19 protein-coding genes, 1 pseudogene and 1 riboswitch are annotated in these 20057 nt (G+C 35.8%); of the genes and pseudogenes, 4 read left to right on the forward strand and 16 right to left on the reverse strand.

Annotated elements, in window-relative coordinates:
• Positions 1–144 precede the first annotated feature (144 nt).
• Complete coding sequence (locus tag CO726_RS22310) at positions 145–663, forward strand: GNAT family N-acetyltransferase (protein WP_099685721.1); 519 nt, start codon at positions 145–147, stop codon at positions 661–663.
• Between the two features lie 161 nt (positions 664–824).
• Here CO726_RS22310 and CO726_RS22315 read toward each other — a convergent pair whose 3' ends face one another.
• The 5 genes from CO726_RS22315 to CO726_RS22335 form a co-directional block, all read right to left on the reverse strand.
• Positions 825–1733 carry a VOC family protein gene (locus CO726_RS22315; protein ID WP_099685722.1) on the reverse strand — a complete coding sequence of 303 codons (909 nt, stop codon included), beginning with the start codon at positions 1731–1733 and terminating at the stop codon, positions 825–827.
• Positions 1734–1807: 74 nt separating this feature from the next.
• The gene (locus CO726_RS22320; protein WP_099685723.1) at positions 1808–2599 is read right to left on the reverse strand and encodes an amino acid ABC transporter substrate-binding protein; all 792 of its coding nucleotides are present in this window, start codon (positions 2597–2599) and stop codon (positions 1808–1810) included.
• An 11-nt stretch (positions 2600–2610) separates the two neighbouring features.
• Positions 2611–3372, reverse strand: coding sequence for an amino acid ABC transporter ATP-binding protein (locus CO726_RS22325; RefSeq protein WP_099685724.1), 762 nt, complete (start codon positions 3370–3372; stop codon positions 2611–2613).
• A gap of 18 nt (positions 3373–3390) precedes the next feature.
• A complete protein-coding gene (locus CO726_RS22330; protein ID WP_099685725.1) occupies positions 3391–4059 on the reverse strand; it encodes an amino acid ABC transporter permease in 669 nt (222 codons plus the stop codon).
• A 68-nt stretch (positions 4060–4127) separates the two neighbouring features.
• A riboswitch (SAM riboswitch) is annotated at positions 4128–4234 on the reverse strand.
• A 226-nt stretch (positions 4235–4460) separates the two neighbouring features.
• Positions 4461–5372: a VanW family protein gene (locus CO726_RS22335; protein WP_099685726.1), complete on the reverse strand. Its 912-nt coding sequence runs from the start codon at positions 5370–5372 to the stop codon at positions 4461–4463.
• A gap of 338 nt (positions 5373–5710) precedes the next feature.
• On the opposite strand from CO726_RS22335, the gene CO726_RS22340 reads away from it, so the two are divergent.
• The gene (locus CO726_RS22340; protein ID WP_136699821.1) at positions 5711–6079 is read left to right on the forward strand and encodes a hypothetical protein; all 369 of its coding nucleotides are present in this window, start codon (positions 5711–5713) and stop codon (positions 6077–6079) included.
• Between the two features lie 118 nt (positions 6080–6197).
• Positions 6198–7289 (forward strand): DUF3900 domain-containing protein, encoded by a 1092-nt coding sequence (locus tag CO726_RS22345; protein WP_099685727.1) that lies wholly within the window; start codon positions 6198–6200, stop codon positions 7287–7289.
• Between the two features lie 299 nt (positions 7290–7588).
• Here CO726_RS22345 and CO726_RS22350 read toward each other — a convergent pair whose 3' ends face one another.
• From CO726_RS22350 to CO726_RS22390, 9 genes and pseudogenes are all read right to left on the reverse strand, one after another.
• Positions 7589–7936, reverse strand: coding sequence for a hypothetical protein (locus tag CO726_RS22350; protein ID WP_136699819.1), 348 nt, complete (start codon positions 7934–7936; stop codon positions 7589–7591).
• A gap of 31 nt (positions 7937–7967) precedes the next feature.
• Positions 7968–8129: a hypothetical protein gene (locus CO726_RS31880; protein ID WP_098761109.1), complete on the reverse strand. Its 162-nt coding sequence runs from the start codon at positions 8127–8129 to the stop codon at positions 7968–7970.
• Positions 8130–8315: 186 nt separating this feature from the next.
• Positions 8316–9161: an exonuclease gene (locus CO726_RS22360; protein WP_099685729.1), complete on the reverse strand. Its 846-nt coding sequence runs from the start codon at positions 9159–9161 to the stop codon at positions 8316–8318.
• 191 nt (positions 9162–9352) lie between these two features.
• Complete coding sequence (gene cspB, locus CO726_RS22365; protein WP_001179150.1) at positions 9353–9553, reverse strand: cold shock-like protein CspB; 201 nt, start codon at positions 9551–9553, stop codon at positions 9353–9355.
• 216 nt (positions 9554–9769) lie between these two features.
• Complete coding sequence (locus CO726_RS22370) at positions 9770–10669, reverse strand: WD40/YVTN/BNR-like repeat-containing protein (RefSeq protein ID WP_098761111.1); 900 nt, start codon at positions 10667–10669, stop codon at positions 9770–9772.
• Positions 10670–10685: 16 nt separating this feature from the next.
• Positions 10686–11129 carry a flavodoxin gene (locus CO726_RS22375; RefSeq protein ID WP_001062763.1) on the reverse strand — a complete coding sequence of 148 codons (444 nt, stop codon included), beginning with the start codon at positions 11127–11129 and terminating at the stop codon, positions 10686–10688.
• A 140-nt stretch (positions 11130–11269) separates the two neighbouring features.
• The gene (locus CO726_RS22380; protein WP_098761112.1) at positions 11270–11890 is read right to left on the reverse strand and encodes an acetate uptake transporter; all 621 of its coding nucleotides are present in this window, start codon (positions 11888–11890) and stop codon (positions 11270–11272) included.
• 56 nt (positions 11891–11946) lie between these two features.
• Positions 11947–12135, reverse strand: a pseudogene (locus tag CO726_RS22385) (DNA mismatch repair protein MutT); the annotation flags it as partial.
• Between the two features lie 96 nt (positions 12136–12231).
• The gene (locus CO726_RS22390; RefSeq protein WP_099685730.1) at positions 12232–16518 is read right to left on the reverse strand and encodes a DUF11 domain-containing protein; all 4287 of its coding nucleotides are present in this window, start codon (positions 16516–16518) and stop codon (positions 12232–12234) included.
• Positions 16519–16635: 117 nt separating this feature from the next.
• Between CO726_RS22390 and CO726_RS22395 the strand changes: the two genes are divergently transcribed.
• The gene (locus CO726_RS22395; RefSeq protein ID WP_099685731.1) at positions 16636–17385 is read left to right on the forward strand and encodes a (S)-benzoin forming benzil reductase; all 750 of its coding nucleotides are present in this window, start codon (positions 16636–16638) and stop codon (positions 17383–17385) included.
• A 34-nt stretch (positions 17386–17419) separates the two neighbouring features.
• Here CO726_RS22395 and CO726_RS22400 read toward each other — a convergent pair whose 3' ends face one another.
• A complete protein-coding gene (locus CO726_RS22400) occupies positions 17420–18253 on the reverse strand; it encodes a GNAT family N-acetyltransferase (RefSeq protein WP_099685732.1) in 834 nt (277 codons plus the stop codon).
• A gap of 66 nt (positions 18254–18319) precedes the next feature.
• Positions 18320–19828, reverse strand: coding sequence for an argininosuccinate lyase (gene argH / locus CO726_RS22405; protein ID WP_099685733.1), 1509 nt, complete (start codon positions 19826–19828; stop codon positions 18320–18322).
• Between the last annotated feature and the right edge of the window lie 229 nt (positions 19829–20057).

Here is a 20057-nt window from a genome sequence, read left to right on the forward strand (position 1 = left end):
AACTTCTAATTTTACATCTCCACTAATTTTCATTTAAAAACTAAGATAGTTTACATGAAATGAGGTTGAGAAAGTTTAGAAAACGTTTTCGTTTTATATTGTAATTTTTTATAAATACTACATAAATAAAGGAGCTTATTAACAATGAACGTCTCTTTGCTTACACCTACTACCGATTTACAAGACGAATACTTAGATTTTTATAACGAATGGAAAGATAGCGGTGAAACGATGATTCCGTGGGTTATTTCAAAAGACCCTTCTAACTTCCCCGCTATGATTCAAGAATTACTCGATGCACATAACGGAGTAAACCTTCCTGAATCTTGGGTACCAGACTCTACATATTGGCTCGTTACAGATAATAATAGAATTGTGGGGGCTGTTAATATACGCCATAGTTTAACCGAACATTTATTTAACGCTGGCGGTCATATCGGTTATGGCATTCGCCCTTCTGAAAGAAGAAAAGGTTATGCTACGAAGTTATTAGAATTATCCCTAGAAAAAACTAAGGAATTAAACATCAAGAAAGTACTTGTCGTTTGCAACGAAGTGAATACAGCTTCTGAAAAAACAATTTTACATAACGGCGGGCTTCGTGATGATGATTTCACTGAGGAAGATGGGAATGTAGTAAGAAGATTTTGGATTGAGCTATGAAGAAATCCTCCAATGAAAATAATCTTGTTATAGAGAAGTATAGTAGAAGTAATGAGCTACAAGTAAAACAACTATTAAAATCCTTTCCTTTTAACCCTTGCGCTACTTGGATTACGTATCAAAAAAAAGCTAGAAAGTGATTAAACACTTTCTAGCTTCTTTTATACTGCTTCTATTTCAAATTGGACTGTAATACCACTTGGGTCTACTATTGTAAACCCATTTTTAGTTTCATTTATTTCATGTTGTTTTTCTACTATTCTTTCTTTCACTTCATCTAACGCTTCTTTATGCGGCATTACTATCGTATACACTTTTAATCCAGTTGCATGTGCCGGTGGGTGCGGATTATTTACTCCGTTCCACGTATTTGCACCTATATGGTGATGATATCCTCCTGCAGAAATGAATAAACAGTCATCTTCGCGTTGCTGCACTTCAAAGCCTACTGTATCTACATAAAATTCATGTGACTCCTCTACATTAGCTATTCGTAAATGTACGTGTCCAACGACAGTATTAGCAGGTAATCCATCAAACTCATAATCAACAAGCGTTGCTAGTTCTTTTAAATCAAGCGGGGTACTTCCTCCTGGCCCTTCTCCCCATTGATTGCGCGGACGGTCTGCATAAATTTCAATACCATTTCCCTCTAAGTCTTGTAAATAAAACGCTTCGCTATACGTATGATCACTTGCACTATTAAACCTTGAAATTGGTAAAATTTCATTTGAATATGTATAACGTCCTTCTTGCTCAGCCGGACTATCAATTACGTTCTTATTACGAATTACACCAAATAATGCCGAAGCAAAAACCTCACGATTCGGAACTAAAAAGGCCACATGATAAATACCAGTCGTACGCGGCTCTTGCAGTACCCCGTCCTCTAATTTTTCAAGAACAAGTAACGTATTCTTTCCACCTTTTCCTGCTAAATACGCTTTATTCTCCTCTTGCTTAATTACTTCTAAGCCCACAACATTCTCGTAAAAGGCAATTTGACGGTCTAAATCTATCACCTTAAATTCAACATGACCAATACGTGTTTTCGGATTAATTTGTACCATGAATAACTTCCTCTCCAGTTTCCTCTAGTTTTTTATATAAGTTGATAGGAAATAGCCCTCTTCAACGAATACACCTACTCTTGTTTTTTTGTAGCATCAACTTTCAGCCATTTTTTTGATATTTCGCTTAATGTGCCATCTTGTTCTAATTCTTTTAACGCTTTATTTATATCTTCTAACTTTTCGCTCTTTTTTGCAAATGGAAATGCAATCTCTCCCCATTTAAGTGGACCAAATCCTACTTTCACATTATCTAGTTTTGCCTTTGTTATTGTTGTTTCCACTTGAACTTTATCATTATAGTAAGCATCCACGCGTCCAAGTCCTACTTCATTTAATTCCGCTGTTGGATCCTCTGAGAACGTTTTAATTGTAAAAGCATTATTTTTATTTAAAGCTTTTAATTCTTGTTCCCCAGCTGTACCAAGCCCAACACCTACAGTCTTCCCTTTTAGATCTTCTAACGATTTAATTGTATTATTATCTTTCTTAACCGCGAAAACAGATCCTGAATATACATATGGAATTGAAAAGTCATATTTCTTTTTTCTTTCCGGAGAAACCGATAATTCATTTGCAATCGTATCAATACGACCTGAGTCTAATAAACCGAATAATCCTTCAAAATCAGAAACGTTCCATTCCACTTTATACCCAGCTTTTTTAGCAGCCGCTTCAATAATTTCAGCATCAAAACCTTTTACTTTCTCACCCTCTTTAAAAATAAATGGACTACGCCCTGCAGAAGTCCCAACTTTTACTACTTTTTCATTTGTTTTTTCGCTTGCTTTATCCGAACCACAAGCTGATAAAACTCCAAATGATACTGTTAATGCTAATGTTAGTAATAATGATGATTTTCTCATAACTCTTCCTCCTAAATAACGAAATGATTACCTTCTTCAGAAGCATTTAGTTGTCGTAAAAATTTTTTCGTACGTTCATTTTTTGGATTCCGAAAAATTTCTTCCGGCGTTCCCTGCTCTACAACAATGCCATCAGCCATAAATATAATGCGATCTGCCACCTCTTTCGCAAAATTCATTTCATGTGTAACAATAACCATCGTTATATGCTGCCTTGCCAAATCTTTAATCACTTGCAATACCTCGTTCACCAATTCTGGATCGAGTGCCGAAGTCGGTTCATCAAATAGTAATACAGCAGGATTTAAAGCCATTGCTCTAGCTATCCCAATTCTTTGCTGTTGTCCACCTGATAACATTGATGGATAAGAAGCCTCTTTATCAGCTAAACCTACTTGTTTTAATAGATTTCTTGCTATTTTCTGTGCTTCTTCTTCACTTTTTTTCTGTACAACTGTTAATGGCGTTGTAATATTTTGCAATGCTGTTTTATTTTTAAATAAATTATAGTTTTGAAAAACCATAGCTGTTTTTTGGCGTAATTTTATTGTTTCCTTTTTATAAAGCTTCTTCGCATGAATCTCTAAATCTTCAATTCTAATACTTCCATCCTCTGGTTGTTCTAATAAATTTAAACATCTTAATAATGTCGATTTACCTGAACCAGAAGGTCCAATAATGACTACCACTTCTCCTTTATTTACAGTAAGTGAGATTCCTTTTAGTACTTCATTATGTTTGTAAGACTTATACAAATCTATTATCTCAATCACATATATCACCCATTCCTGTTACAAGTACGGTGCATCAAGTTTCCTTTCTAACTTTTTCTGTCCCCAGCTAATTACAACTGTAATAATCCAATATACAATCGCTACTGCTAAGTAACTTTCCATATAACGATACGATTGCGCCGCTAGCATTTTCGCTTGCGCTAAAATTTCAGCCACCCCCAGTGCAAAAGATAACGAAGATTCTTTTAACAATCCGACAAAATTATTTCCAAGTGACGGTACTGCGACACGAATAGCTTGTGGAAAGATAATCTGTTGCATGGCTTGCGCCTTTGTCATTCCAACTGATAAACAAGCATCCATTTGTCCTGATTCTACAGCATTTAAGGAGCCTCGAATAATCTCTGACAAATAAGCAGCATTATTTAAACTGAGCCCAATTAAAGTTGCTTGCATCGCTGTAATTACTGTAAATGTCGGGAAGATTTGCGGCAATCCGAAATACAACACAAATAATTGAACTAATAAAGGTGTTCCTCTAAAGAAAGAGATATATACTCTTGCAATAGAATATAAAAATTTCGTTTTGTTTTTCGTTATGATCGCCAAGCCAATCCCTATAATAAAAGAAGTAATCATGGAAACTACAGTAATCCCTAAAGTTATGTATACATACTTAAATAATTGCGGAAAACTTTCTAAAAAATACGTTACATCAAACTTCACTCTATCCCCCCTCCCTAAACAAAAAACTCTTCTTACACTATAAGAAGAGTTGGATGTTAATTCATTTCCCCTCATCTTCCAAACGCTTCATACGTTTGCTGGAATTAGCACAGTACTTTTGTAGCCTGTTGCTGAGATTTCATCGGGCCAGTCCCTCCATCTCTCTAAATAAGAAAACTAATAAATTTTTCTATTTATTTAGTTGTTATTATGAAGAATACATTCTATTATTGATAATGTCAATAGGAAAACTAAGAATTAAATTCAATACTTTTTTAGACTGTTTTACCCCTGCTAAAATTCCTCATATGCACTATATCTTGAATTGTAATATTAATCGTACAGAAAAAGCCATTATTTCTATCAAACTTAGAAATAATGGCTTTACTTTAGTATTATACTTATCTCATTTTATGTACTTCAGCAACTAGCTTTCCGCCTTGAATACCCATGTAAAGCTTCACAGGTGCATCATTCGTGTTTTCAAACACTAAGTCTAAGTATGGATATGCAATTGTAGCATCTCTTCCTTGTGGAACGTAACCTACCGTTTTAGAATGTGTCGTTCTCTCTACCATTTTCAAACCAGCTTGATCTGCAGCATTGTATAAAGTTGATGAGGTTTGACAAACACCACCGCCGTATCCATCTACTAATTTACCGTCTACAATTTCTTTTCCTAATTGATATCCTTTATCTGGCGTTGTATCACCAATTAATGCATTGAAAGAGAAACGGTCTCCTTTTGCTAATACAACCCCATTTATGCTCGCTGCTGACAAACGAATATTCTCAATACGGCCACCTGCTGAGCCACCTAAATTCGTTTCATATCTACCAATTACCGTACCACTTCCTTGCGCATCACTTAATGTTGCAGTAGGCTTTTTCTCAACAATAGGTAATTGATATGAAGAATCCCACATACCAACGTTTAATAATTTATCTACTAACTCTTTTTCCATCAATTCATAAGCAGGTTTTCCTTCTTGCCAACTTCCATCAGATGCTAGACGTGAAGGAACCATCTTTTTGTCAACGCTTTTCCCAACCTCGCTAGCAACCTTTGTTACCGATTTTTTAAATTTTGCTTCGTCTTCAAAATAACCTAGACTCGATAAATCTAGCTTTTTCACTTCCGTACCAGTTCGACCATCAACTAAACTAATGGAATCCTGTACTTCTGCTTTAGCCTCTACTGTGTGGCCACCAATATCACTTACTAATGCAACATCACTTACTTTTGTACCACAACCACTCACTACAGCTGCACATAACACCCCAATTAATATACCCTTTACTTTACGGAACAATATACTCTCCCCTTTTTCCCAATATTACTTTTATGTATCATTTCATTTTTATGTATGTTTTGTTACAATCATTTTACAATATATTTATAAATTGTTACAAGTTATTTTTTACTCTATATAAATTACCCTTTTCTTTTCTAAATGTCTATACATATTTACATAAAAGTTTGAGTTTGATAGAATTGTAACCTTTATGTAACCCCATCCTATTATCCAGTATATACCATCAAACGAACGAAATACAAATGTAAAAACTCCATATTCTTATTTATAAAGAAACATCTCGTGAGCATAAATAGGTATTTGCCGTGCCACCGCTCCGCTTTTGCACATACATTATGGTGAATTTAACCTATTTTAAAGAAATGGAGGATGTTTTTATGTACCCCTACAATCCATACGATCCATATAACCAAAATGGTTATCAGCCTCAATACGATTTACAAGCACAATACCAACAATATATAGATCCGGCAGAACAAGTTAACCCATATGATCAAAATCGACAATTCCAACTTCCAATCTCTTTTCCTGGTACTGGAAACCGTCAATTAGAAAGACGAGTAAATGAGCTTGAGCAAAGAGTACGCCAATTAGAAAACACGGTTGAGCGTCATACACGTAGATTAAACCGCTTAAACCAACGTTTACGTACAGTAGAAAACAGACTAAACATTCCATTTTCAGCATTAGAAGACGGATTTTAATTTCGACGATAAAAAAATATATAAAGGAAGGGACTTTCCCTTCCTTTATATAAATTGACGAAAGTTTTTTCCATCTCTATACTGATAAGAGTTAATGAAATGAAACAAGGTGATAAATATGGATTTTGAAATAAATTATCTTTCTTTTTATGTTGTACAAGTAGAAGGAAAAGGCGAAGCAGTTGATAAACGCTACAAACATTTTCAAACATTAGACGCTGAAGAGTATGAAGATAGCTCCTTAAAGGAATTTTTACATGGTGAATTATTAAAAATTTCAAAGCGAAAAGTAGAACGTCATGCGAAGACAGAACAAGCCCCGACAAAAATTGGTCGCTTTATTGTAGAAGAAGGACACGAACTTGATTCAAATCCTCATTACAACCTATTTAATCGCATTCGCTTTGCAGAAACAAAAGAAAACTTCAAAGATATGAGCGAGCCTCTCGTTTATACATATCTTGACACAAGTGCTGTACGCGGTGGTGTATTTTTAATTGCTCAAGCAAAACTACGCAAATACTTTGATGATCCATTCGTTTTCGTTATGAAATGTGACTTCGAACCGAAAGTTGCTTCTATTTCCGATGAATCTACACTTATTCGTAACGTTGAAATGGCCATCACAACAAAAAACATGAAATCTATCCAATATCCGTACATGCCTGAAGAAGGTATGGTCGAAGTGGGCGAACTAAAAATTCACCAAGCATCACATGCCCGTTATTTTGAGGACTTCTTAAAATTCGTCGAGTACGAACGCTCTATGCCTGAAATTATGAAAACTCAAGTAATGGACATGGTATATGACCAAATTGAAGATGTATTTGAAGAAGGTACAGAAGAGCGTGAACAATTCGACCAAGCAATGGAAGTATGGGCTGCTAGTCCGAAACGTGAGATTATGGAACAATTTTCAACCGAAGAAGTAATGGAAGCTACTGCACAAATCGTCGAGCATGCTCCTGAAGTGGAATTAAAGCTAAAAGCAGATCATATCTCTGTGAAGGCCCTGCTTGCTGATTTCGGTGATCAAATACATATTGCGAAGGTAAATGACCGATATGTACTTATGATTGAAGCTGATACGCTTACGTTTGAAAAAGGGTTCTCTCCGATTGAGTTTCTGAAGCCAGATGAATTGCAAGATGTGATGGAGCGGATTGAAAATAAGCAGCAGTATTCTTATGATCCGAATGGGATTGAATAAACACTTCCATATCATTATTTTTACTGGGCGCTGTTAAACAAGTGCTCTTTATTTGGAACATAGTTGTCATTTATACTAAAAACCGATGCTACTAAGAATCGGTTTTTCTGTTTTATAAAAAAATATGGTTATTTTTTATTTTTTTGATCCAAGATGACATTTGTTACAGAATTAAGTAGATTCTTTCCTTGTTGTACAACCTTATTTCCATTAGAGATATGTGCTTCAATATTTCTAATGAAAATAAGGTTTTAGTGTTTTTCCTTTTAGTCACTATGTATGTTGTTAAAATGAAAATTTCACTTTACTACCTCAAATTTATTGTACTCGTAAAAAGATAATTGAAAACGATATTCCGGATGCTCCCTCACCCAATCGTAGGCTTCTTCTAAAATATCCATTTTATTTTGCGCGTCATTAAGTTCGCTACATTCGTTCCTTTTCTGTTTGCACAGAGGGCAGGCCCCACCCACTATCTCGGCATTCATCGTACGAATCGTTTTACTTTCTAAGTCAACTACTAGACGAAGAATAAGAGAATGCTCCGCTTTTGTAGTAACCGTCATTTCAGCAATCCCATCCTCATTCCAAAAGACACCGTTTAATTCCATCTGTACGGTGACATCTTTAATATCCAAGTCTATCACTATTATACCTCCCATATATAAGACTCTTAGCTTACTCTTCTATTTTAATCTTTAATACACCACGATTTAAAGATATATTAAGCCTTTTCCAATTCTTCTTCTTCGCTATGAAAGGAAGTATAATGAGTGCTAATAGTAAAGTAAATATTATCCCAAAAACTAAAACTGTTAAAATGTTAAAGATTGCTTCCATTTAACTCTACCCTCTTTCATTTCTATGGGGCCTTATTCTATTAATATATTTTAAAACCCTTAATACACCTTAATTTTCAAAGCAATTATAATATCACAACAAATCAATTGCTATTTAATATGAATATGTTATTCACCTATCAATACAATGACGTAAAATTTGTGTAGCTAGAAATAGAGAAGAATATCATTTAACCTCTGCATTCTTCTCCATCTCAGCCAAATACCTAATCTGCCTTTCCGCTTTTCTAACCGCCGTACGAAAATGCTTTTTCAGAAGTTCTACTGTAGATTCACTTATATAATATCTTTCCGTTATACTTTCCCACGTGTCACTACTTTCAAATGTACTCCAAACGAAAGGATGCTCTGTATTTTTTCTCATTTCTTTAAATACCCATTTTCGCATCTTTTTTTTCGCTTTTTCTGTTAGTTTTCCGTCCTTTACAAGTTCAAGTTCACCATGTCTTTTATATCTTTTAGTAATATCTCTCTCGCTAGATGCTTTAAAAAGTATGTTCGCTGTATTCTCAGCATCCGATAAAGCTCTGTGCTGCTTCCCTTCCCATGTTAAACCGAGTTGTTCTACTGCAGATTGTAAACTTGGTGTATGCTCAAATAATTCTTCATACGCTTGGAAAACAAATTTTTGTAAATCAATTCTTCTTTCTTTGTCCATATATGGGCATTCTACACCATGTAACGTACAATCATGAGATAGAAACCGATAATCTTCTTTTCCCCATGTAACAAATATAGAATCTTCTCCGATAAACTGAACAAATTTCTCTATAATTTGCGGGAATTTCTCTACACCAATTAAATCTTTCTTTGTAATTCCCGTTAATTTTGTCGTATGACGAGTAAGTCGTGCACCTGGCTTTACTAACTCCGAAAATTCTCCAATTACCTTCATTGTACTTGCTTCTATTTTTACAGCTCCGATATCAACTATCTCTGACGGATCTTCTGATTTATACGGCCTGAAATTTCTCTCTATATCAAACACAATAAAATGTGTAGCGTTTTCCAATTTTTTTACCTCTTTCTACATTCCTTTTCACACACATACTTTATTTTCAGTATTTATTTATTCATACACTTTATGCATAGAATACTTCGTCTAAAAAACGAAAATTCAATCTCATTATTATATGTACATAGGAGGTTATTTAATAAAAATGCAAAAAAAAAAAGAAGGGCAAGCCCTTCTTTTTTTCACAATTACTTCTTGTTAACGTTAGTAGCTTGAGGTCCACGGTTACCTTGTTCTACTTCGAAAGTAACTTCTTGACCTTCTTCTAAAGTTTTGAAGCCTTCGCCTTGGATAGCTGAGAAATGAACGAATACGTCTTCTCCGCCTTCAACTTCGATGAAACCGAAACCTTTTTCTGAGTTAAACCATTTTACTTTACCGTTTTGCATGAAAAAAATCCTCCTACAATGTACCTATATGTACATATTCATTTTCAACCACCTTACAATAATAAGCCAGACATTAAAAAACTGCAACCCCTGAGGAGATTTAACATTGCTATCCTCCTCGGAAGTTACAGCTCATTTAAATCTCTATATTATTAAAAGTAAAATGGTTTAAATATAATATATCATATCAATATAATAAAAGCAAAGTTTTTTTTGCTATACAACTTTTTTCTTCCATTCCATTGCTTTTGATTCACCTGATCCAGCTACAACATAGCCTTCTTTTTGGTTAACAATGCGCCAACCATGCCCTTTAACTGAATCACATACTGTAACAATTCCTTCTTCTAGAAGTACACGACAAACCGTACTAATCCCCGCCTTATTTTGCGTTGACGTTGTATATAGCACATGTTGATCTACACTTAAGTCTAAATAGCTACTTGCTTTCTGCTCACTTTGACATGTGTGCCAATATGCTTTTTCACTCTCAATACTTTCATCTATTTTACAAAAAGAAATATTACCGCTAATCCCCTTGCACGATCCACTGGCTGCTACTAAATAAGAATTGTGTAAAGTCAACGCTGAGATCATCTGATTCATCACGATTTTAATCCTCTTTAATTTACGTGTCTCCAAATTAAAGAGCCAAACACCACCGTACTTAGCATGTATTTTCGTACCAATAAATAAGTAATGTTTATATAAAAATAAAGATCGAATAGATGGTGCCCCACCACCATACTCAAGAAATGGATGAATGGTTTCCCATGTCGAACCAAAATCATTAGAATGATACAATGTTTTATCTCCATGGGCAATGACAGTTCCTTGTACATTACTACACACATTCCAACTCGTTGCTTTTGTTGGAAAACGCTGAACCGTCCAGTTCTCTCCACCATTCATACTACGAATAAAAATTCCTTCGTCACCTACACCATACACTACATTACCTTCGCTATGCAAATCCCTAATTCGTTTTTGAAAACCATTTAATATTGGTTTCCAATCTCCGTCTTGTTCAATAAATAAGCCATTATATGTAGTAGCTAACATAAGCTTTCCATCTCTTAACTTTGTAATAGCGGTCGCACTTAACATTGTCTCCACGTTGACACTCCCATTCTTAGAACTTCTCAGCAAATGCAATTGCAAAATTACTGCATTTTTCAACATCCTCTTCATCTTCTGGAGCTAGTTCGATTTTCAATCCTTCTTGCACAAGCTCTGCACCGCGTTCTACAAGTCTTTCTTCAAATATCGTTACCGCTTCACAAAACAGTTCATACGCCGTATCACCTGATCCGAATACCGCTACTTTTTTCCCTGATAAGTCTATATTTTCTAAGTCCTCATGGAAATCTTCCGCTTCAAATGGTAATTCCCCATCTCCCCACGTATAAGATCCTAAAATAATTCCATCATAGGCTAATAATTCTTCAGCATCCATGCCTTCCATTTCTTGTAATACTACTTCATGATCAAAAGCATCTAGACTAACTTTAATTAAATCAGCAATACTCTCTGTATTTCCTGACATACTTGCATAAGCTATTAAAATTTTCGCCACTTCGGCATCCCCCTCTAACAATAAATGATTCTCATTCTCATTATATTAATAATGAGAATCAATTTCAATTTTATTTTTATTATTTCTGTTTACTTCACAAAAAAAGCACAGATGACTATACAATCATCTGTGCTTTTTTATTACTTTTTAAAAATACCAAACGGCTTTCCAACTGGTAAAACAACTTTTCCGAAGTGTGTATTTAACACTGCTGCTGCTGAACCATAGAAAGATAATAATGAAATAAGAAATTCAGAATATGCTGCTAAATTATGCATTGCATGCGGCATAACACCTAAAGTACTTAATGAAAGACCGATAAATAGGAAATCAATAAGAACGAAAATCATAAATAATACTTTATGTGTTTCCATTGCACCAATTGTCATAAAGATTGTGAAAATCAAATATCCGATAAAGGCTACACCAAGCTGTTTTGAATCTGCAGCTTGTGCTAATTTTTCGCCAAATACTCCAAGTTGAATTAACCAAGTCATTCCAACACCTAGCCAAAATAGGCCGTACGCACCAAATGCTGTTGTACCGAATGTATTGTTATGCTTTGCATCGTGAATGCACGCAAAGATTTGTGCAAATCCTCCTAAAAAGATTGCCCATGGTAATACAAGAGAAACGCCATCTGTTAAGCCTAACTTTTGAGATGATGCTACAAGTGTTACCATCGCTAATCCAAATAGACCAATTCCAGATGGATCTGCTGTTGTCATTTTCACATGATGTGTAGTAGTTTGATTGCTCATATAAACCTCCTGATTATAAACATACTCGAATACAATACTTAAATCAGAAGACTATGTCAATGGTTTTTTTTGTATGTTGTCATACCTTGTATTTTATAATGATTGAATATACTTCCGACCACTTCATACGGTTTTATATTTACTTTTTCCAACTCGTGTATCGGCAACCATAAAGGAATATAACTCCCTCTATCTTTCAGTTCGAATTCTTCAGCTTTACCACTTCCGAAAACTCCATCTATAATAAAATCAATTAGTTTTTTACCTCATCCGAAAATGAATCTACATGATGAATACACATAAAAAGAGCATCCTATTCTTTCAAGATGCTCTTTTTGTTTTTATTTTTTATGTCCGCGCAACTGATTACACGGAGAACATTGAAATGGAATTTTATCTAAGCAATTAAAGTTTGTTTCACAAATTTGTTCAATTGTTGGAACGAACGGAATGACGACCATATTACTTTCTACTATTTGTGTAACAGGTGGCAATACTGTACCTACTTGATGTTCAAAACGAATACTCGCTTGATTAATATAATTTCCTGAACCACTTGGCGCGCTCTGAATTACTACTTGGAACGAAACTGTTCTCGCTTCACCTGGATTTAAACTTCCTATAAGAAATCCTGATACTGGATTTACATTTGGCACCGGCGTATTATCAACCGTTACACTTCCAAGGACAAATCGTACACTACTATCTAACATATCTTGAAAACGGATATTTTGTATTACTGTATCACCCGTATTTGTAATAACTGTCGTAAACGTAATGACATCTCCAATCGTTGCTGTTCGATGATCTACCGTTTTTACGACTGTCGTTGAGACATTTTGAGGAATAAATGGGATAACAACTGTATTGCTATCACCCTCAACTACTACTGGCGGCTCATTCGGATTTACAATTGCAAGCCCACTCGCTGTCGCTGTATTTGTGACTAAGTTATTTATTTGCTCTCCTGTTATTACAACTTGGAAATTAATAATTGCTGCATCATTTGGCTGAAAATCACCTAACGGGATACCAATATTCGGATTGGCAAATGGAAGAGGTCCATCATTTACCGTTACCGTGCCATTTATAAATAACGTATTCGGATCAATGATATCTGTTAAAACAATATTCGTCACAGGAACTGTACTGTCATTTATAACAGCAATTCCGTAAGTGACAACATCTCCTACCATTGCTACTTCAAAATTTGCTCCTTTTGCAACAAATAAGATTGCAGTGTTTACCGTCACTATAACTGTATTGCTCGTATCCATCACTGTAACTGGCGGCTCTCCTGGTACTAAAATATATTCTGCTAACGCCCCTGCAACGTTCACTACTGTACCACCATCTGGAAAACTTGTAATCGTAGCTTCATATGTTACAAGTGTGGTCTCACCAACTGGAATATCTGGTATAGTAAACCCAACCTGCGGATTTAACCCCGGCTGCGGAACTCCATTTATCGTTACACTATTTGGGACGAAATCGGCTTCCTGAGATAGCACATCGATAAATTGAACATTCATTGCATCAGCAGTACCAGTATTTAATATACGAACAGTATACGTTACCTTTTCCCCTACTCCAACAATTGAATTGTCTACTTCTTTCAGCATATCTAAACTGCCTCTATTTACTGGTGTGACTGTCGTATTACTTGAATTCGTAATTGTAAACGGAGGTTCTCCTGGAATCAATACAAAATCACCCGTTACTCTCGCTGTATTCATAATGCTACTAGAAGGCGGAACCGGGATTACATTTACTTCAAATGTAATTAATACGCTATCCTCTACTGCAAGATCCGGTAATGAAAAGCCTACAAATGGATCTAAGCCTACTTGCGGAATTCCATTTATTTGTACACTTCCTGGAACAAATTCTAAACTAGGTGATGGAACGTCTATAAACTGAACATTCGTCGCAGTTACCGTTCCCGTATTTGTAACTTGCACACTATAAGTTAACGTATCTCCTACAGTTGCAACATCCGTATTCACTGATTTCACAACTTCAAAGTTCCCTGATTGTAATGTTGTATTCACAACATTACTCGGAACATTGATTGTTACTGGTGGTTCATTCGGATTCACTTGAAAACTCGCTGTTACATTTGCTTGATTTAAAATATCTTCATTTTCTGGATCCTGTACAATTAATACGTCAAATGTGACTACAACTGTTTGAGCCACAGGAATATTCGGAAGAGAAAATCCTGTATTTGGATTCAGTCCACTTTGAGGCACTCCATTAATTGTTACAGAATTTGCAACGAATGAAACAGCAGAAGGAATAGGGTCTTGGAAAAATACATTTGTTAGCGGAACGTTTCCTGTATTTTGAACGGCAATCGTGTACGTTAAAGTGTCCCCCACTGCTGCTTGCGTTCTATTCACTTCTTTTATTACATTTAAACCGCCTGTATTAACTTGTGTCACAACTGTATTCGTTTGTCTATTAATCGTTATTGGCGGCTGATTTGGAATAACGACGAAATTAGCAGATACATTTCCACGATTCGCAATCGTACCTCCTGATAGCGTAGATGTCACTCGGACTTGAAAAGTCACTGTCCTACTTCCGCCGGGAGATATATTCGCTACTGTAAACCCAGTCGCTGGATTGGCCCCAGGTTGCGAAACTCCATTAACAGTTACACTATTTGGGATAAAAGTCGTTCCAATGGGGATTGGATCTTGAAAAATAACGTTCGTTGCAAGTACATTTCCTGTATTTTCAATTGTAACAGTGTACGTAAGAACGTCATTTACTGTCGCAAAAGCTCTATCCACTGTTTTTCTCGTTTTTATATCAGCTATATTAATAGTAGTAAATACAGTATTACTTGTCGCTTGCCCTGAAACTGGTTGTTGACCAGGTACTGGAGTAAAGTTAAATGTTGCACTCGCACGGTTCGGAATTGGATTGACAAGAGGATTAGATGTTACTCGAACTTGAAAGCGCACTACAGTCGTTTGCGAAGCATTAATACTTCCTAGATTAATACTACTTGCTGGATTCTCTCCTGGACGTGCTACTCCATTCACTGTAACACTATTTGGAACAAACGTTGTTCCAGCAGCGATACTATCAACAAAAACAACATTATTTGCAGTGACATTTCCATTATTCGTCACATTAACTGTATACGTTAATACATCATTAATTGTTGCGGTTTGTAAATCTACAGATTTTTGCAAACTTAAATTCGCTCGATTTACCGTCGTCTGTACTGTATTTGAAGTAGATGTACTTGTAACAAGTGGACTTCCTACAAAAGGACGGAATTGGTAAGATACCATTGCACGATTTGGAATTGGATTCGGACTTGGGAATGTTGTGACCCTCACTTGAAATGTAACAATTCTTTGAGTATTGTTAGGGATTGTACCTAAATTAATTCCACTAACTGGATTCGCACTCGGCTGTGTTACTCCACCTACTGTTACACTACCAGCTATAAATGTTGTTCCATTTGGAATACTGTCTTGTAATACCACATTTTCTGCACTTCCTGTTCCTGTATTCGGAACGGTGATCGTATATGTGAGAATATCTCCTACACCTGCCACTGTTTTATCAACTGATTTAACAGGGTTAATAATTGGACCTGTTGCATCAATTTGAACACCAAAACCAGCTGCAGCGTATCCATCTCCATTTGTAACAAAACGAACAGTCGCGGACGTTTGATTGTTTACTAATGATGAAGAGGCATCTACATTCGTAATGTCCCACCCCTGTCTTCGAACTGCCAAAGCGATTCCTAACGGCTGATTCAAATTTCCAAATGTGCCGCTCGTATCCAAATTTCCATTGTCATTACAAATTTGTGACTGAAAGAAATTATTTGCAGGGTTTCTCGGTCCGAATAAAGCAACGGTAGCATTTGCATTCGGCCCAAATCGAAGTTGATCTCCAACAATGCTCGAATCACCTTCTTGGGCAGTTACGAGTACTCTTCCTGTAACAGTTCCCGTAGACGGCGTTGCAAAACCTGAAATAATAGCATCAACTGGTGGTGATGAAGCCTCAATAATTTCTTGTCCTGCATACACCGATAAATTCCTTAGTGGTAAACTCGTATTTTGATAAACTACCTCAAGTGTCCAGCCAACTGAACGACTAATTGTCGAATCAAGTGATGTTCTTGCAGCTGGCACAGCAGCTGTCGTATATGTGCCAGCTGCACTAACAAGGTTCGTTACATTAGCTGAACGACTATAATAAAACTGCTTCCCTACTGAACCTTGCTGCGCAGTTGCTGGGTCTGGTGCAACAGAAAATGTTCCCACTGGTGTTGTAAAGGTGATATCATCATTTAAAAACGCAGTAACATCCTCAGTATCAGTCCGGTATGTGCCAGCCCACACAAGTTCTGCGTATAAGACGCTACTCCCAGCTGGAAGGTTCAAAATTGCACTTGAAGAATTTAATGGCCAATCATTCGTCGTTCCTACTGGGAATCCAGGTACTTGAAGTGATGTATTCACCGTTGTGAATACATCAATCGTACCAAAGTTATTGCCTGGTGCAGGTGATGTCGGACTTAGTCCTAACGTGTTCCCAGTGAACGTGACGGCACCAGTTACTGTTGTAGTAAAGCGATTCATAAAAGGCACACAATCATCTCATTTCATTTATAATAAAAAGTGCTCTATACTATAAAATGTAGACAAACTATGTAATGTACGTTGTCCAACAAAATTCCACATATATGGAGAGGAGTTTACTACACTATGCGCTACGTTATCATAACAGGAACTTCACAAGGTTTAGGTGAGGCAATCGCTACGCAATTGTTAGAAGAAAGTACAACTGTTATCTCTATTTCTAGAAGGGAAAATAAAGAGCTTACTAAACTTACAGAGCGATATAACAGCAATTGCACTTTTCATTCCCTAGATCTTCAAGATGTACATAACTTAGAAACTAACTTTAAAGAGATCATTTCATCTATTAAAGAAGACAATGTATCCTCTATTCATTTAATTAATAATGCGGGTACAGTTGCACCTATGAAGCCGATTGAAAAAGCAGAAAGCGAACAATTTATTACGAACGTTCACATTAATTTACTTGCACCTATGATTCTTATATCTACGTTTATAAAACATACGAAGAAATGGAAAGTAGATAAACGCATTATTAACATTTCATCTGGTGCAGGAAAAAACCCTTACTTTGGCTGGGGCGCTTATTGTACAACGAAAGCTGGTGTAAATATGTTTACACAGTGCGTAGCGACCGAAGAAGTGGGAAAAGAATATCCAGTAAAAATCGTCGCTTTTGCACCTGGTGTTGTTGATACAAATATGCAAGCACAAATTCGTGAAACAAATAAAGAAGACTTCACAAATTTAGACCGCTTCCTCGCATTAAAAGAAGAAGGAAAACTGCTGTCACCTGAATATGTTGCGAAAGCAATTCGTAGCTTACTAGAAACTGAAGACTTCCCGCAGGGTGAAGTAATTCGAATTGATGAATAATAAAAAAGCACGCTATAATAGCGTGCTTTTTATTCTATTTCTCTAAAAATATGAGCACAGACTCCGCAATTTGTTCATAACCGATTTCTTGATAAATTTTATTAGTTGTCGGATTCGCTAGATCAGTATATAACGTAGTCGTCTTGTATCCTTCATCTAACATACGTTGACTAAGTGTCGCTACACAATTAGATGCGTATCCCTTTTTCCTTGCTTCTTTCGGCGTATATACGAAATTAACTGTTATATTATTTTTAGTTGGCCTCGTTTTTGCAGCTACAGAAACAAGTTTCCCGTTCACTTCTAGACCAAAGAGACGATGATTAATAAGTAATGTATGTGCCGTTTGTTTTGCCTCCTCTTTCGTAGTAGGAAGATTCACATCTTCGCAAAATTGGTATATCCACTGTTCTATTATTGTTAGTTCATCACTACTTACTTCTCGAAAAATCCCATCTCCGCTCCATTTCTTCTTTACTTCTTTCAACTCATATACTCCTTGCTCCATTACAACATTCGTTTTCTTATTTTCTAACACCGCAATCTCTTCCGCTAATCTCTGTACAATTTTCTTATTACCAATCAATCCAGGAACATTTGGATATACTTTCGTTAATTTTTTTGCAAGTTCCACAATGTCCTCTTCCACAATTTCAGACGTAGCAACAATTATTTGTTTTTTCTCTTCTGTTTGAAGAAATACAACTGCTATTTCTTCCTCTTGTTTTGCTACCCCCATAAATATCGGTTCTTGGACCATTTGTAATACACCTAATATGAGATTATTTTCCTGCTCATTCTTTTCTAAAAATGGTGTAACCTCTTCTTTAAAATTAAGAATCTCTTCATATACATGTAATTGAATCATCGACAATCTCTTCTCTCTATTTATAGTTTCATTAAGTATTGGCGATTAATTCATTAAATCCTTCCTTTACGATTCAATAATATTCGTAGCTAATATATTCAAATCATTTTCAGCTTGTAAAATTCTCTGTTTTTCCTTTTCAAATACCTCTTCTTCTTTTCGAAATGACTCTTTTCGATTTTTAATCATACGCTTCATTTCCTTTTTACTTGGTCCACCGTATACATTTCTTTTTTGAATAAAAGCTTCTGGCGATACAATTTCTTTCCACTCTTTTTCTAACAAATGTATTTTGAATTTTTCTTGTAAGTATATATTTACATCTTTTAAATGTAATTCATAAAGCTCCTTTTTCTGCTCCAATGATATATTCGCGATAACACTTGCTGCATGATGAGCATGCCGAAATGGAATGTCATAGTTTTTTGTTAAAACATCTGCGAAATCAGTTATCGTAATTGCATGTTGATAGGAACGACTTTTCAACGTTTCTTCTTCTACTTTCATCGTTTGAATAACTGCATTCATCATACGAAAAACACGAATTACCTTTTCAATCCCTTTATATAAATATGGCTGCAAGTCATCTTCTGTATCGACAATATCACCAAATGGTGTATTATGAATCATTTGAAATACTGTGAATGCTTCCCCTAAAGCACTACTCGTAATTGCACGAGCGTGTTCAATTGAAACCGGATTTCGTTTTTGCGGCATAATACTACTGATTTGTACATATGGCTTTGCAACAGTAATACCGTCATATTCTTTCGTTGCTAATAACAAAAAGTCATGAATCCATCTACTCGTATTTGTCATCATTACCATAAGTAACGAGCTAACTTCTAATAAATAATCCCCTCCAGCAACAGCATCATATGAGTTCTCAATTACATTTGTAAATCCAAGTAGATGAGCAACTCGTTCTCGTTTAATCGGGAAACTTGTTGTAGAGAGTGCAGCTGCCCCCATGGGAGACTGATTTAAAAGCTGGTACGTTCTTTTCATTCTTTCTAAATCTCTCTGCATCGTATCATAAATCGCTAACGCATAATGACCAAATGTTGTTGGCTGAGCTGGTTGTGTATGTGTATAAGCTGGCATAATCGTTTCCTTATGATCAGCAGCAAGTTGCAGTATACTTTCTTGCAATAACAAATGATGTTCCATTAATCGTAACACATATCGTCTTAAACTCATGCGATACATCGTTACTCCCATATCATTTCTACTTCTACCAATATGCATATTACTAACAAAATCGTATTTCGCTTCTTGAGAAATTAAATGTTCCACTAAAAAAAAGAGATCTTCATGCTGCTCTGTATATAGCAATTGATCTTTCGGAATTCCCTCTATCTTTTTTAGTGCGTTTAATATAACTTTAGCTTCTTCTTTTTTCATTAAACTTTCTTCAGTCAGCATCGTAATATGCGCTTTATGCACTTGAAACATGTCTTTCAATAAGTAATTTCGTTGAAACTCAAATACATGTTGTAATACGCAATCCACGTATGTTTTACCAGGGAAATCAGCGCCTTCACTCTTTATAAAATCTTCTTTACTTTGCTTCATCACCTTTTCCCCTCTCACCTAAGTATTACTACCCATCATACCCATATACAGGAAAAAAGTGCTTGTACATAAAGTGAAACTTTAATGAGTGAGGTTTTGTCCACCCCCACACCAATTGGCCTTTTAGGGGCAGCCCGCGCCCCCATCTACCTTCTTTGCTTTCGCTGAATTTTGATGTAGGGATCTTACTACCTACAATTAGCGGAACAAAAATAAACTCGGTGTTCTC

Source organism: Bacillus fungorum (assembly GCF_002746455.1).
In the GTDB taxonomy this organism is placed as follows: Bacteria; Bacillota; Bacilli; order Bacillales; family Bacillaceae_G; genus Bacillus_A; species Bacillus_A fungorum.

Bases quoted from the DNA above. Each gene is read 5' to 3' on its own strand.
- CO726_RS22380 (WP_098761112.1), bottom strand. From the start codon at position 11,890: ATGAGCAATCAAACTACTACACATCATGTGAAAATGACAACAGCAGAT.
- CO726_RS31880 (WP_098761109.1), bottom strand. From the start codon at position 8,129: ATGGAAGCAATCTTTAACATTTTAACAGTTTTAGTTTTTGGGATAATA.
- CO726_RS22340 (WP_136699821.1), top strand. From the start codon at position 5,711: ATGGTGAATTTAACCTATTTTAAAGAAATGGAGGATGTTTTTATGTAC.
- cspB (WP_001179150.1), bottom strand. From the start codon at position 9,553: ATGCAAAACGGTAAAGTAAAATGGTTTAACTCAGAAAAAGGTTTCGGT.
- CO726_RS22320 (WP_099685723.1), bottom strand. From the start codon at position 2,599: ATGAGAAAATCATCATTATTACTAACATTAGCATTAACAGTATCATTT.
- argH (WP_099685733.1), bottom strand. From the start codon at position 19,828: ATGAAGCAAAGTAAAGAAGATTTTATAAAGAGTGAAGGCGCTGATTTC.
- CO726_RS22345 (WP_099685727.1), top strand. From the start codon at position 6,198: ATGGATTTTGAAATAAATTATCTTTCTTTTTATGTTGTACAAGTAGAA.
- CO726_RS22315 (WP_099685722.1), bottom strand. From the start codon at position 1,733: ATGGTACAAATTAATCCGAAAACACGTATTGGTCATGTTGAATTTAAG.
- CO726_RS22310 (WP_099685721.1), top strand. From the start codon at position 145: ATGAACGTCTCTTTGCTTACACCTACTACCGATTTACAAGACGAATAC.
- CO726_RS22395 (WP_099685731.1), top strand. From the start codon at position 16,636: ATGCGCTACGTTATCATAACAGGAACTTCACAAGGTTTAGGTGAGGCA.
- CO726_RS22400 (WP_099685732.1), bottom strand. From the start codon at position 18,253: ATGATTCAATTACATGTATATGAAGAGATTCTTAATTTTAAAGAAGAG.